General features: G+C 72.6%; 11 protein-coding genes. 5 read left to right on the top strand and 6 right to left on the bottom strand.

Going from position 1 to position 13,754, the window contains the following annotated elements; translation table 11 throughout:
* Positions 1 to 55 precede the first annotated feature (55 nt).
* Positions 56 to 1,396: a DUF2252 domain-containing protein gene (locus Sdi02f_RS31225; protein ID WP_108934419.1), complete on the bottom strand. Its 1,341-nt coding sequence runs from the start codon at positions 1,394 to 1,396 to the stop codon at positions 56 to 58.
* 202 nt (positions 1,397 to 1,598) lie between these two features.
* Between Sdi02f_RS31225 and dnaE the strand changes: the two genes are divergently transcribed.
* The gene (gene dnaE / locus Sdi02f_RS31220) at positions 1,599 to 5,138 is read left to right on the top strand and encodes a DNA polymerase III subunit alpha (protein WP_030402187.1); all 3,540 of its coding nucleotides are present in this window, start codon (positions 1,599 to 1,601) and stop codon (positions 5,136 to 5,138) included.
* 55 nt (positions 5,139 to 5,193) lie between these two features.
* Here dnaE and Sdi02f_RS31215 read toward each other — a convergent pair whose 3' ends face one another.
* Positions 5,194 to 5,364 carry a hypothetical protein gene (locus tag Sdi02f_RS31215; RefSeq protein ID WP_037799716.1) on the bottom strand — a complete coding sequence of 57 codons (171 nt, stop codon included), beginning with the start codon at positions 5,362 to 5,364 and terminating at the stop codon, positions 5,194 to 5,196.
* Positions 5,365 to 5,588: 224 nt separating this feature from the next.
* Between Sdi02f_RS31215 and Sdi02f_RS31210 the strand changes: the two genes are divergently transcribed.
* From Sdi02f_RS31210 to Sdi02f_RS31195, 4 genes are all read left to right on the top strand, one after another.
* A complete protein-coding gene (locus Sdi02f_RS31210) occupies positions 5,589 to 6,803 on the top strand; it encodes an NYN domain-containing protein (RefSeq protein WP_030402188.1) in 1,215 nt (404 codons plus the stop codon).
* A 154-nt stretch (positions 6,804 to 6,957) separates the two neighbouring features.
* Positions 6,958 to 7,932, top strand: a complete 975-nt coding sequence (locus Sdi02f_RS31205; protein WP_030402189.1) for an ABC transporter ATP-binding protein — start codon at positions 6,958 to 6,960, stop codon at positions 7,930 to 7,932.
* Between the two features lie 122 nt (positions 7,933 to 8,054).
* Positions 8,055 to 8,879 carry an ABC transporter permease gene (locus tag Sdi02f_RS31200; RefSeq protein ID WP_030402190.1) on the top strand — a complete coding sequence of 275 codons (825 nt, stop codon included), beginning with the start codon at positions 8,055 to 8,057 and terminating at the stop codon, positions 8,877 to 8,879.
* Between the two features lie 34 nt (positions 8,880 to 8,913).
* Positions 8,914 to 9,615, top strand: a complete 702-nt coding sequence (locus Sdi02f_RS31195) for a hypothetical protein (RefSeq protein ID WP_030402191.1) — start codon at positions 8,914 to 8,916, stop codon at positions 9,613 to 9,615.
* A 154-nt stretch (positions 9,616 to 9,769) separates the two neighbouring features.
* On the opposite strand, the gene ybaK is transcribed toward Sdi02f_RS31195, so the two are convergent.
* The 4 genes from ybaK to Sdi02f_RS31175 form a co-directional block, all read right to left on the bottom strand.
* Positions 9,770 to 10,282, bottom strand: a complete 513-nt coding sequence (gene ybaK, locus Sdi02f_RS31190) for a Cys-tRNA(Pro) deacylase (protein ID WP_030402192.1) — start codon at positions 10,280 to 10,282, stop codon at positions 9,770 to 9,772.
* 13 nt (positions 10,283 to 10,295) lie between these two features.
* Complete coding sequence (locus tag Sdi02f_RS31185; RefSeq protein ID WP_030402193.1) at positions 10,296 to 11,036, bottom strand: LON peptidase substrate-binding domain-containing protein; 741 nt, start codon at positions 11,034 to 11,036, stop codon at positions 10,296 to 10,298.
* A gap of 11 nt (positions 11,037 to 11,047) precedes the next feature.
* Entirely contained in the window at positions 11,048 to 12,016 is a 969-nt protein-coding gene (locus tag Sdi02f_RS31180) for a hypothetical protein (protein WP_108934418.1), read from the bottom strand.
* A gap of 129 nt (positions 12,017 to 12,145) precedes the next feature.
* Positions 12,146 to 13,723, bottom strand: coding sequence for a hypothetical protein (locus Sdi02f_RS31175; protein ID WP_030402195.1), 1,578 nt, complete (start codon positions 13,721 to 13,723; stop codon positions 12,146 to 12,148).
* Positions 13,724 to 13,754: the final 31 nt, after the last annotated feature.

The following is a 13,754-nucleotide window of genomic DNA, read 5'->3' as shown; positions in this document are numbered from 1 at the left end:
GTGTCACGGGGTCCGGTAAGGGACCCCTAAAGGGTGGCTGTGAGAATCCCGACGGTCACAGGCCCGGGATCCGGCCGTTGCGGAAGAGGTCCACGAAGGTCTGGTGGTCGGCACGCGCGCGGGCGCCGTAGCGGTGGGCGAAGTCGACCAGCAGGGGTGCGAAGCCCTCCTCGTCGGCCGCGATCGCCGCGTCGATGGCCCGCTCGGTGGAGAACGGCACCAGGGACTCCCCGGACTGGTCGTCGGCCGCCGCGTGCATGGTGGCCGTGGCCCGGCCCAGGTCGGCGACGACCTCGGCGATCTCCTCCGGGTCGTCGAGGTCGCTCCAGTCCAGGTCGACGGCGTACGGCGAGACCTCCGCGACCAGCTGGCCGGCGCCGTCCAGCTCGGTCCAGCCCAGCCACGGGTCGGCGTGCGCCTGCAGGGCGCGCTGGGAGATCACCGTGCGGTGGCCCTCGTGCCGGAAGTAGTCCCGGATCGCCGGGTCGGTGACGTGCCGGGAGACGGCCGGGGTCTGGGCCTGCTTGATGTAGATCACGACGTCGTTCTCCAGGGCGTCGCTGTTGCCCTCCAGGAGGATGTTGTACGAGGGCAGGCCGGCCGAGCCGATGCCGATGCCGCGGCGGCCGACGACGTCCTTCACCCGGTAGGAGTCGGGACGGGCCAGGGAGGACTCGGGCAGCGTCTCCAGGTAGCCGTCGAAGGCGGCGAGCACCTTGTAGCGCGTGGCGGCGTCCAGCTCGACGGAGCCGTCGCCGGGGGCGAAGCGGCGCTCGAAGTCGCGGATCTCGGTCATCGAGTCCAGCAGCCCGAAGCGGGTCAGCGAGCGGGCCGTGCGCAGGGCGCCCAGCAGCGGGCCCTCCGCCGTGTCCAGCGTGAAGGGCGGCACCTCGTCGCTCTTGGCGCCGGTGGCCAGGGCGTGGATCCGCTCGCGGTACGCGCCCGCGTACACCCGCACCAGCTCGCTGATCTGCTCGTCGCCGAGCGCCTTCGCGTACCCGATCAGCGCGACGGAGGCGGCGAAGCGCTTGAGGTCCCAGGTGAACGGGCCGACGTAGGCCTCGTCGAAGTCGTTGACGTTGAACACCAGGCGTCCGTTGGAGTCCATGTACGTGCCGAAGTTCTCCGCGTGGAGGTCGCCGTGGATCCACACCCGGGAGGTCCGCTCGTCCAGGTAGGCGCCGCCCTGCTGGTCACCGAAGTCGGGGTCCTCGGTCAGGTCGCGGTAGAAGAGACCGGCGGTGCCGCGGTAGAAGGCGAAGGCCGACGCCGCCATCTTCCGGAACTTCACGCGGAACGCCGCGGGATCCGCGGCCAGCAGCCGGCCGAAGGCGGTGTCGAAGACGGCGAGGATCTCCTCGCCGCGGTGCTCCTCGTTGAGCTGCGGGACCGACATGCCTGGTGCCTCCTGGTGCGGGTGATGCCTGACGGGTGGAGCGGATCTCCACCCGGGCCAACGTTCGAACGGGTGCGGGAGTGCCCGCCCCAGAAGGTACGCGCGGGGAGCCCCGGAGTGTCAGTGGCGAGGCATAGACTTCGACGCTGACCCCCCGGATCGACCGCAGCCAGTCGTCCACCGTTTTCCCAGGAGGCCGCACGTGTCCAAGCCGCCGTTCACGCACCTGCACGTCCACACCCAGTACTCGCTGCTGGACGGTGCCGCGCGGCTCAAGGACATGTTCAACGCCTGCAACGAGATGGGCATGACGCACATCGCCATGTCCGACCACGGCAACCTGCACGGGGCGTACGACTTCTTCCACTCGGCGCAGAAGGCCGGGGTCACCCCGATCATCGGGATCGAGGCGTACGTCGCCCCGGAGTCCCGGCGCAACAAGCGCAAGATCCAGTGGGGCCAGCCGCACCAGAAGCGGGACGACGTCTCCGGCTCGGGCGGTTACACCCACAAGACCATGTGGGCGGTGAACAGCACCGGGCTGCACAACCTCTTCCGCCTCTCCTCCGACGCGTACGCCGAGGGCTGGCTGCAGAAGTGGCCCCGGATGGACAAGGAGACCATCAGCCAGTGGTCCGAGGGCATCGTCGCCTCCACCGGCTGCCCCTCCGGCGAGGTGCAGACCCGGCTGCGCCTCGGCCACTTCGACGAGGCCCTGAAGGCGGCCGCCGACTACCAGGACATCTTCGGCAAGGACCGCTACTTCCTGGAGCTGATGGACCACGGCATCGAGATCGAGCACCGGGTCCGCGACGGTCTGCTGGAGATCGGCAAGAAGCTCGGCATCCCGCCGCTGGTGACCAACGACTCGCACTACACCTACGCACACGAGGCGACCGCCCACGACGCGCTGCTGTGCATCCAGACCGGCAAGAACCTCTCCGACCCGGACCGCTTCCGCTTCGACGGCACCGGCTACTACCTGAAGTCCACGGACGAGATGTACGCCGTGGACTCCTCCGACGCCTGGCAGGAGGGCTGCGCCAACACGCGCCTGGTCGCCGAGATGGTCGACACGACCGGCATGTTCGTCAAGCGCGACCTGATGCCGAAGTTCGACATCCCCGACGGCTTCACCGAGATCACCTGGTTCCAGGAGGAGGTCCGCCGCGGCATGGCGCGCCGCTTCCCGGGCGGCGTCCCCGAGGACCGCCAGAAGCAGGCCGAGTACGAGATGGACGTCATCATCCAGATGGGGTTCCCGGGCTACTTCCTCGTGGTCGCCGACTTCATCATGTGGGCCAAGAAGCAGGGCATCGCGGTGGGCCCCGGCCGAGGCTCCGCGGCCGGTTCGATCGTGGCGTACGCGATGGGCATCACCGACCTCGACCCCATCCCGCACGGCCTGATCTTCGAGCGGTTCCTCAACCCCGAGCGCGTCTCCATGCCCGACGTCGACATCGACTTCGACGAGCGCAGGCGCGTCGAGGTGATCAGGTACGTGACGGAGAAGTACGGCGCCGACAAGGTCGCCATGATCGGCACCTACGGCAAGATCAAGGCGAAGAACGCCATCAAGGACTCCGCGCGCGTGCTGGGCTACCCGTACGCGATGGGCGACCGGCTCACCAAGGCCATGCCCGCCGACGTCCTCGGCAAGGGCATCGACCTCAACGGCATCACCGACCCGACGCACCCGCGCTACAGCGAGGCCGGCGAGATCCGCTCGATGTACGAGAACGAGCCGGACGTGAAGAAGGTCATCGACACCGCCAAGGGCGTGGAGGGCCTGGTGCGGCAGATGGGCGTGCACGCGGCCGGCGTGATCATGTCCAGCGAGCCCATCGTGGACCACGCCCCGATCTGGGTGCGGCACACCGACGGCGTGACCATCACGCAGTGGGACTACCCGCAGTGCGAGTCGCTCGGCCTGCTGAAGATGGACTTCCTCGGCCTGCGCAACCTCACGATCATGGACGACGCCGTCAAGATGGTGAAGTCCAACAAGGGCGTCGACCTCGACCTGCTGTCGCTGCCGCTGGACGACCCCAAGACCTTCGAACTGCTGCAGCGCGGCGACACGCTCGGCGTCTTCCAGTTCGACGGCGGCCCCATGCGCTCCCTGCTGCGGCTGATGAAGCCCGACAACTTCGAAGACATCTCCGCCGTGTCGGCGCTGTACCGCCCCGGCCCGATGGGCATGGACTCGCACACCAACTACGCGCTGCGCAAGAACGGCCTGCAGGAGATCACGCCGATCCACAAGGAGCTGGAGGAGCCGCTCCAGGAGGTCCTCGCGGTCACCTACGGCCTGATCGTGTACCAGGAGCAGGTGCAGAAGGCCGCCCAGATCATCGCGGGCTACTCGCTCGGCGAGGCCGACATCCTGCGCCGCGTGATGGGCAAGAAGAAGCCCGAGGAGCTGGAGAAGAACTTCGTCATCTTCCAGGCCGGCGCCCGGAAGAACGGCTACAGCGACGAGGCCATCCAGGCCCTGTGGGACGTGCTGGTCCCCTTCGCCGGCTACGCGTTCAACAAGGCGCACTCCGCCGCGTACGGACTGGTCTCGTACTGGACCGCCTACCTGAAGGCGAACTACCCGGCCGAGTACATGGCCGCGCTGCTCACCTCGGTCAAGGACGACAAGGACAAGTCGGCGGTCTACCTCAACGAGTGCCGGCGCATGGGCATCAAGGTGCTGCCGCCCAACGTCAACGAGTCCATGTCCAACTTCGCCGCGCAGGGCGACGACGTGATCCTCTTCGGCCTCTCCGCCGTGCGCAACGTCGGCACCAACGTCGTCGAGTCGATCATCCGGTGCCGCAAGGCCAAGGGGAAGTACGCGTCCTTCCCGGACTACCTGGACAAGGTCGAGGCGGTCGTCTGCAACAAGCGCACGACGGAGTCGCTGATCAAGGCCGGCGCCTTCGACGAGATGGGGCACACCCGCAAGGGCCTCACCGCGCAGTACGAGCCGATGATCGACAACGTGGTCGCGGTCAAGCGCAAGGAGGCCGAGGGGCAGTTCGACCTCTTCGGCGGCATGGGCGACGAGCAGAGCGACGAGCCCGGCTTCGGACTCGACGTGGTCTTCGGCGAGGACGAGTGGGACAAGACCTATCTCCTCGCCCAGGAGCGGGAGATGCTCGGCCTCTACGTCTCCGACCACCCGCTCTTCGGCCTGGAGCACGTGCTGTCCGACAAGGCCGACGCGGGCATCTCCCAGCTCACCGGCGGCGACTTCGGCGACGGCGCGGTCGTCACCATCGGCGGCATCATCTCCGGGCTCCAGCGCAAGATGACCAAGCAGGGCAACGCCTGGGCCATCGCCACCGTCGAGGACCTCGCCGGTTCGCTGGAGTGCATGTTCTTCCCGGCGACCTACCAGCTCGTGTCCACGCAACTCGTCGAGGACGCCGTGGTGTTCGTCAAGGGACGCCTGGACAAGCGGGAGGACGTGCCGCGGCTGGTCGCGATGGAGCTGATGGTCCCCGACCTGTCCAACGCGGGCGCCAACGCGCCCGTCGTGCTCACCATTCCGGCCACCCGCGTCACTCCGCCGATGGTCAGCAGGCTCGGTGAGATCCTCACCCACCACCGCGGCGACAGCGAGGTGCGGATCAAGCTCCAGGGGCCGACGAAGACGACCGTGCTGCGCCTGGACCGGCACCGGGTGAAGCCCGATCCGGCCCTCTTCGGCGACCTGAAGGTGCTGCTCGGCCCGTCCTGCCTGGCGGGCTGAGCGTCGAACGAGCGAGGGCGCACCCGGCTGCCGGGTGCGCCCTTCGTCGTGAACGTCAGTTGTGGCCGAAGCGCTTCTGCCGCTTGCGGGACGCCGCGTCGCCGGGCGTCGTGAGCTGCGGGGAGTGCTGCTCCTCGCGGTCCAGCACGGCCGACTCGGCGGCCTGCGGGGCGCTGCGCTCGGACCGGGGCTGCTTACGATCACGGTTGTTCTTGTTCTTGGCCATGGTGATCTACCTCCTGAGGGGGATCTAGGGGCCAGGGCCGGAACCAGATTCACATAGCCCAACAAAGAACGCATATCGGGCAATTACCGTCCGTGACGCGCATCGGCGAAGTGCGGAGTGCCGAAACGCCACGCCGAAGATCGAGTTCGGGCCGTTAACCTCCGCGCGGTCGGGCAGACTCGAAGGAAGCCCGAAGCAAACCTCCCGGAAAGAGGGTGGATCGCGTGGACCGCTGCATCGTCCTGGTGGACGCCGGGTATCTGCTGGGGGCCGCCGCGAGTCTCCTGGCAGGAGAGCCCTCGCGCTCGCGCATCACCGTCGATCACGCCGCCCTCATCCAGGGACTGCGCGACCGCGCCGAGTCCGACACGCAGCAGCCCCTGTTGCGCATCTACTGGTTCGACGGCGCCCCCGACCGCGTCCCGCAGCCCGAGCACCGCCGCCTGCGCGTGATGCCCCGGGTCACCGTCCGGCTCGGCGCCCTCACGCGCAGTGACGGACGGTGGGCGCAGAAGGGCGTGGACGCCGCCATGCACGCCGAACTGACCGAGCTGGCCCGCAACCGCGCCTGCTCCGACGTCGTCCTGGTCACCGGCGACGGCGACCTGCTGCCGGGCATGATGGCAGCCAAGGAGCACGGGGTCGCCGTCCACCTGTGGGCCGTCCAGGCCGCCGACGGGGACTACAACCAGTCCGAGGACCTGGTCGCCGAGGCCGACGAACGCCGCGTCCTGGACCGTACGTGGATCACCAAGGCCGTACGCGCCAAGGAGGTCGGCGGCATCTGCGCGCCGCCGCCCGTGCCCCGCCCCGAGATCGCCGCGATCCTCTCCGCGCCGCTGCCCGAGTCGGCCCTCTCCGGCACCGGCCGGCGGCCCGCCGAGGCGCCCGAGCACCCCACCGAGGCCGGCGCCGGGCAGGGCGCCGCCGACGAGCGGGTGCCGCCCGCCAAGGGCGTCCCCACCCCCAAGGACCTCGCCGCCCTGCGCGCCCCCGGCGCCCACCCCGCCCCGCAGCCGGCCAACGCCACCCTGCGCTGGTCCTCCGACAAGGGCTGGGTCGACCGGACCGCCGCCGAGCCCGCCGAGGCCGCCTCGCTGCCGACGCTCGCCCAGCTCACCACGGCCGAGCAGCGCTGGGCCGACCGCGAGGAGGACATCACCACGGTCGGCGGCGACCCGTACGAGGTCGGGCAGGTCTTCGCCCGCCGCTGGCTCGAACGCCTCGGCGACCACGGCCACCTGCAGAAACTGTCCGGGATGTACCCCCGCATCCCGCACCGCGTCGACGGCGAGCTGCTGCGCTACGCGGCCCGCTTCGGGCTGCTGGCGCACAAGGACGACCAGATCGACGAACACGACCGGTACGCGATCCGGGCCGGTTTCTGGCGGGAGGTCGACGTGCGGACGGCGACCGAACGCACGCCCGCGGCGGAGTGAGGCGCTCCGGGCCCGCCCCCGGCACGCTCCCGCTCCACCCGGCTGAATCGACACTTATGGGCGGACCCGGGGACGGGCCGGAGGGACCGACCCCGTACTCTCGTCCCTTGTGAGTAAGCGCGCGGCACAGGCATCTCGACCCGGTGGCGATGCCGTGTGCGTGGTGCGCGAACTGACCAAGACCTACCCGGCCGTGCGCGGCCGGCGCGGTACTCCGGCCGCCCCCGAGGTACGCGCCACCGACGCCGTCACCCTGGACATCCGCCGCGGTGAGATCTTCGGCCTGCTCGGACCGAACGGCGCCGGCAAGTCCACCCTGGTACGCCAGCTCACCGGGCTGATGCGGCCCGACGCGGGCAGCGTGGAGATCCTCGGGCACGACATCGTGCGCCACCCGGAGCGGGCCGCGCGGATCCTCGCCTACCTGGGCCAGGAGTCCAGCGCCCTGGACGAGCTGACCGTGTCGCTCGCCGCCGAGACCACCGGACGGCTGCGCGGTCTGGAGGTGCGCCGGGCCCGCGCCGAGCGGGACGCCGTGCTGGAGGAACTGGGCCTGACCGGACTCGCCGGCCGCCCGCTCAAGAAGCTCTCCGGCGGCCAGCGCCGCCTGGCCTGCTTCGCCGCCGCGCTGGTGGGGCAGCGCCCGCTGCTCGTGCTGGACGAGCCGACCACCGGCATGGACCCGGTGGCCCGGCGCGCGGTCTGGTCGGCCGTCGACCGGAGGCGCGCCGAGCACGGCACCACCGTCCTGCTCGTCACCCACAACGTCATCGAGGCCGAGACCGTCCTCGACCGGGTCGCCGTCCTCGACCGGGGCCGCGTGATCGCCTGCGACACGCCCTCCGGGCTCAAGGAGGGGGTCGCCGGGGAGGTCCGCGTCGACCTGGTGTGGCGCGAGAGCGCGCCGCTGCACGTCCCGGAGGTCGCCGCCCTGCGCGACCGCGCCGCCGAGTCGGGGCGCCGCTGGACGCTGCGGCTGGCCCCCGAGGAGGCCCGCGCGGTCGTCGCCACCGTCACCGGCGGCGCCGCCTTCGCCGCCCTGGACGACTTCACCCTGGCCACGCCCAGCCTGGAGGACGTGTACCTGGCGCTGGGCGGCGCCGCGCGACAGGGGCTGGTGAGGGCGTGAGCACACGAGCGGTGAGAACACCGGCGGCAGCATCCGTACCCGTCGAGGTGAACCCACCCGTTCGGGCCAAGGCTTCGAACGCCTCCAGCGAGAACGACCCTGACGAAGGGAAGCAGCGCGACGTGAGTGCCGTACCCGCCGATGCCCTGCACGGGGCTGCCCCGGCGGCCGAGGAGCGGCACGCGGCCGGGCCGGCCGACCTGGGGCCCAGGGCGCGGCTGTGGCCCTCCCTGGTGGCCGTGTACCGGGCGCAGCTCTCCCGGGCCCGCGTCGCGCGCATCCCGCTGCTGTTCGTGGCGACCTTCCAGTCGATCGGCATCATGATCCTGATGCGCGGCGTCGTGGACGGCGGCGGCGAGGCGCGGGCCGTGGTAGCCGGGTCGGCCGTGCTCGTCGTGGCCTTCGTCGCGCTCAACCTCCTCGCCCAGTACTTCGGGCAACTGCGTGCCAGCGGCGGGCTCGACCACTACGCGACGCTGCCGGTGCCGCCCGCCGCGGTGGTGCTGGGGGCGGCGGGCGCGTACGCGTCCTTCACCGCGCCCGGGACCGTGGTGACGGCGGTCGTCGGCTGCCTGCTGTTCGGGCTGCCGATGACCCACCTGTGGGTGCTGCTGGCCGTGATCCCGCTGGCGGGCGCCGCGCTCGCCGGACTGGGCGCGGCGCTCGGCCTGCTCGCGCCGAGGCCCGAGTTCGCCACGCTGCTGGGCCAGCTCGGCATGTCCGCGGCCCTGCTGCTCGGCGTACTGCCGCCCGAACGGATGCCGCAGGTGGTGCGCCTGGCCCGGGACCTGCTGCCGTCCACGTACGGTGTGGAGGCCTTCGCCCGCACGTTCGGCGGACGGCCCGACTGGGGCTACGTCCTCGGCGACCTCGCGGTGTGCGCCGTGGTCGGGGTGATCTCGCTGGCCGTGGCCACCTGGGCGTACCGCCGGGCCGCCGTCCGGTGACGCGCCGCACGGGCGGGTTTGGCACGATGGCACGGTGACCGCACCCTTGAGCCCGCCACCGCCGCCGAACGAACACTCGTCGTACCCGGGCGGGGCGGTGCCGCCGCCCGCCGGTGCGTACGACCCTCACGGTGACCCTCATGGCGAACAGGACGGCCCCGGGATGTTGAAGGAAGTGCGGCAGGCCGTCGTGACCGCGGTGGTGGTCGCGCTCTTCGGTGCGCTGCTCGGCGTGCTGTGGTGGAAGCTGGCGCCGAGCGTGCCGCTGGTGGGCGACGCGGCCGGCGGCAGCTGGGTCGTCTACCTCAAGGACTCCGAGGGCGAGCAGGCGATCGGCGTCGACGGAACGTTCACGCTGCTCGCTCTGGCGTTCGGTGCGGTGAGCGCGGTCGCGGTCTTCCTGCTGCGGCGGAGCGGGGGTGTGCCGCTGGTCGTGGCCCTCGGCGCCGGCGGGCTGCTGGGGTCGCTGGTGGCGTGGCGGCTCGGGGTGTGGCTCGGGCCGACGCAGGACGTGATCGCGCACGCCAAGGAGGTGGGCAAGGGGGTCACGTTCTCCGCGCCGCTGAAGCTGGGGGCGAAGGGGGCGCTGCTGGCGTGGTCGTTCGCGGCGCTGGTGGTGCATCTGGGGTTGACGGGGCTGTTCGGGCCCCGGGACCCGGAGCCGGACCCCTGGCCGGCGCCGGCGGCGGGGCAGTATCCCCAGGGGCCGGGGGCGTACGGGGACGGGGGCAAGTAGGCCCCGGTGCGTGAGTGCCTACGGCGGGGTGCGTGCGGCGGAGTGGGTGCGCGGCCCGGCGTCGCGCGGCGCCGCTTCACCCACCCGTGCCGCCCCCGGGGTGCCTCCCGGGCCCTCAGGCGCCAGGGGGAAGCACGAGGGTCCGCGGCCGCGGTCAGGTGCGGGCGATGGGGGCCAGGGTCGCGTCGGTGAGCGTGGTCAGGGCCGTGGGGGAGAGTTCGACCTCCAGGCCGCGGCGGCCCGCCGAGACGCAGATCGTGGGGTGGGCCGTGGCCGAGGCGTCCAGGACCGTCGTGAGCCGCTTGCGCTGGCCCAGCGGGGAGATGCCGCCGCGCACGTAGCCCGTGGTGCGCTCCGCCAGGGCCGGGTCGGCCATCGCGGCGCGCTTGCCGCCGACCGCGGCCGCCAGCGCCTTGAGGTCGAGCTGCCCCGCCACGGGCACCACCGCGACCGTCAGCGCGCCGTCGACCTCCGCCACCAGCGTCTTGAACACCCGCTGCGGGGAGACGCCCATCGCCTCGGCCGCCTCCTCGCCGTAGGACGGGTGGGCCGGGTCGTGTGCGTAGGCGTGGACCGTGTACGTCACCCCGGCCGCCGTGAGCGCCACCGTCGCGGGGGTGCCGCCGGACTGCTGCTTCTTGTTCGCCTTGCTCGGCTTCTTCGCCATGCGGGCCACTACCTCAGTTGAGACTCGTCGGGCCGCGCGTCAGGTCCGACGCCGGCAGGGACGGCAGCGTACGGATGATGGAGGTCTCGGAGCGCAGGAGTCTCAGCTCGTCCCGCAGCCGCGACGCGGTGTCCGGGGACTGGAGCAGACGCTGCTTCGTCGGCGTGTCCAGCACCATCGCGGCGGCGACCAGATAGGAGACCACACCCGGTTCGTCCGGCAGGTCGGAGCCGGTCGCCAGCGACCGCTCACGGGCCCCCGCCAGCCGCTTCTGGTACTGCCGGAAGGACCGCAGCACCCCCTCGGCCAGGGCACCCGCCTCGTCGCCCGGCTCCTCGGGCAGCGGCTCCAGCTCGCCGGTCAGGAAGGGGCCCGAGGCGTCCACGGAGGTCAGGCGCACCCGGCTGGTGCCGGTCGCGAGCACCTCGAAGGTGCCGTCGGCCCGCTCGCGGATCGTCGCGGCGTCCGCGACGCAGCCCACCTTGTGGAACGCCTTGAGCGGGTCGGCCCCGAAGCCGGCCGTGGGCCCGTGCTCGACGGTCGCCGTCGGATCGGGCAGGCCGGGGGCGGTCCGGGCCACCTCGTGGCCGTCGCGGATCGCCACGACGGCGAACCGGCGTGGTTCGTCCTCCGGGGTCTTCAGCAGCTCGCGCATCATGGCGCGGTAGCGCTCCTCGAAGACGCTGAGCGGAAGCACCAGCCCCGGGAACAGGACCGAGTTCAGGGGGAAGAGGGGGAGCCGGACGGTGGTCACGACGCAGAAGCCTAATGGGCGCCCGCTCCCAGGTGCGCATGGACGTCCGCGCGCACCTGGAGGAAACGGCCGAGCGGGTCGGGCTCGTCGGCGTCCCGGTCCCACGGGAAGGACGTCACGTACGGGCCGGTCAGCCGCAGTTGCTCCGCGGCGTCCTGGTGGCGTCCCAGGCGTACGAGGACGTAGACGAGCAGGTTCCGCAGCTCCGCGGCCCAGGGGTCGGCCGGCGGGTGGGCGGCCGACAGGGCGGCCGCACGGTCGGCGGCGGCGTCCAGACGGGGGCGGTGCGCGCGGACGGCGGTGCCGGGGGCCGTCAGGCAGGTGAAGGCCGCGCGCAGGGGCAGGGCCCGCACGAGCGCGTCCTCGGGGGCGTCCTGGGCGGCCGTCTCCGCGAAGTCCAGGCACTCGCCGTGGGCACCGGGCGAGGTGTCGGCCAGGTACTCCAGGGCGGAGACGTGGCTGCCGTAGTGGTGCGGGGAGCGGCGGACCGCCTGTTCCCACAGCCGCTCGAACTCGGGGTGCGCGGCGCCCGCGCCCCGGGCGGCGTCCAGCGCGGTCCGCCACGGCACCGGGTCGACGGGGCCGGCCGCCTCGGCGGCGGCGACGACGGCGGGCACGACCTGGCGCAGGAGTTCGGCGCGGGCAGGTGAGTCCCAGCGCCGGCGGACCGCCAGCCGGGCCGCCACCAGCAGGGCGTCGGGGTCCTCCGGGGCGGTGGCGCGCCAGGCGTCGAGCCACTCGGAGCGGGAGCGGGCGAAGGCGGCGAGCCGGGTTGCGTAGCGGTCGCGGTGGTCCCACTCGGCGTGCTCGCGGGTGCCGGCGAGGAGACCGGCCGCGGGGCCGTGCTCACCGCGGGCCGCGGCGACGAGGGCGGGGGCGAGTCGGTCGTCGGGGGCGTCGAGGAGCACGTCGTCGTCGGGGGCGGGCCGCGGTGACCGGGAGCGGGCCCGGGCGGCGGCCCGCAGGAACGCGCGCAGCATGGCCAGTACGACGGTCGAGGGTCCGGGATGGTTGTGCGGCCCGCCCAGGCTTCCGCCGGTCGGGTTCCCGCCGGGCTCCGCACCGCGCCGGCCGGGTCCGCGGGCTGTCCGGGGCGCCGTGCGGAGCGGTCAGTTCCTGCGGAGCAGGCGGGTCGCGCCCGCCGCCACCGTCGTCGCCAGGACCCAGCCCAGCAGGACCAGGGCCGTCGACAGCCACTGCCAGCCGTCGTGGAGCTGCCAGAAGCCCACCTGGCCGAGGTCGATCACCGGGAGGAGCAGGTCCAGGGCGTAGAGGGACGGGTTCCACTGCGGGTGTTCGCCGCTCTGCGGCGCGGGCGGGTCCGCGCGGGCGAAGGCGAGCGAGCCGGCCGCCCACAGCACCGCCATCCACACCGCCGCCCGGCCGGGCCGGTAGCCGTAGGCGACCGTCCAGTCCTGCGCGTACCCCACCAGCTTCGCGGCCAGGGGCAGGCTCTCGCGCCGCCGCCGGTGCTTGGCGAGCAGCACCTCGCGGGCGTCCTCGTCCTCGCCGCCGGCCCGCAGCACGGCGGCGAGCCGCTCGTACGGCTCCGGGTGGTACTCGGCGGTCGCGGCGCCCACCCAGCGCAGCCGCTTCGCCAGCGGGAACGGCCCGCGCGGCACCAGGTTCTCGTAGGCGAAGCCGCCCATGTGCAGCCGCCCCGGACCCGGCCAACTGTCCGCGCGGTCCATCAGGTTGACCACCCGTGCCCCCGACAGCACCACCCGCCCGCGCGCCGGACGCTCGCCCAGGAAACGCAGCTCGGGCGTCTGCACCCGGCGCAGCGACAGCTCCTGGTCGTCGGTGAAGGTGAACCGCGCGTGCTCCAGGTCCAGGGCGTCGCCGAACCGCCCGTCGTCGAGGCGCACCCCGCCCTCGCACTCGAAGCGCTGGATGCGGGTGCCCTGCGCGGGGGTGGTGCCGCGCAGCAAGGGGCTGCCCAGGCCCGCCGGGGTCAGGTACAGCGTGCGCTCCACCGTGAGCTGCGGGGCGTTCAGCGCGTGCCGCGTGTACGGGTTGAGGAGGCGGGCCCCGCGCAGGCTCAGCGACACGCCGACCTGGGCGCTGCGCAGACTCACCTCGCCGTGCGACTCCAGCATCTCGGCCTGGAGGTCCTGCCCGACCGTCAGACCGTCCGCGGCGATGGCACGGCCGCTGCGGTCCCGGTGCACGACCGCCTGGTTGAGCAGCAGGTCGGTGCCTATCTGCGCGTCCGTGAGCCGGATGCCGCCCGGGAAGCGGGAGCGCGGCAGGTGCAGGTCGCCCTCGGTGTGCAGCCGGGCCGCCTCCAGGCGCGGCACCGCGCAGTCCACCAGCCGCACCGTCGTGAACCGGGTCTCCGGCAGCAGCACCTCCCGGTCGAAGCGGCAGCGCCGCAGCTCCACGTACGGCACCACCGTGCCGCCCGCCAGGTCCATCGTGTCGCTGATGCGCACGCCGACCAGCTGCAGCGAGGACACCCGGCCCGCGAGCGCCGGCGGGCCGTCGAGGAGCAGCCAGCACACGATGCGCGCCCGCACCGTGCGCTCCGGTCCCCACGGGCGCATGCCGTGCGGGTCGTCGACGAGCGCGTCGCCGCTGCTCAGGTCGTACACACTGCCGTTGCGGAAGGCCTGCCACATTCCGGTCTCGGCGATGGTCAGGTCGTCCGGCAGCGCTCCGTCACGATGGCCGGCCCCGTCGGTCACAGTGGTTCACTCCCTCCCCGTCTACTCGTCG

Source organism: Streptomyces ardesiacus (assembly GCF_003112575.1).
Lineage (GTDB): Bacteria > Actinomycetota > Actinomycetes > Streptomycetales > Streptomycetaceae > Streptomyces > Streptomyces ardesiacus.
Note: the sequence above shows the minus strand (reverse complement) of the source record. Positions and strands in the feature narration are given on the sequence as shown.

What these genes read in the sequence shown, in the direction of transcription:
- Sdi02f_RS31225 (WP_108934419.1), bottom strand. Translation starts at nt 1,396, where the DNA reads ATGTCGGTCCCGCAGCTCAACGAGGAGCACCGCGGCGAGGAGATCCTC.
- Sdi02f_RS31215 (WP_037799716.1), bottom strand. Translation starts at nt 5,364, where the DNA reads ATGGCCAAGAACAAGAACAACCGTGATCGTAAGCAGCCCCGGTCCGAG.
- ybaK (WP_030402192.1), bottom strand. Translation starts at nt 10,282, where the DNA reads ATGGCGAAGAAGCCGAGCAAGGCGAACAAGAAGCAGCAGTCCGGCGGC.
- Sdi02f_RS31180 (WP_108934418.1), bottom strand. Translation starts at nt 12,016, where the DNA reads ATGCTGCGCGCGTTCCTGCGGGCCGCCGCCCGGGCCCGCTCCCGGTCA.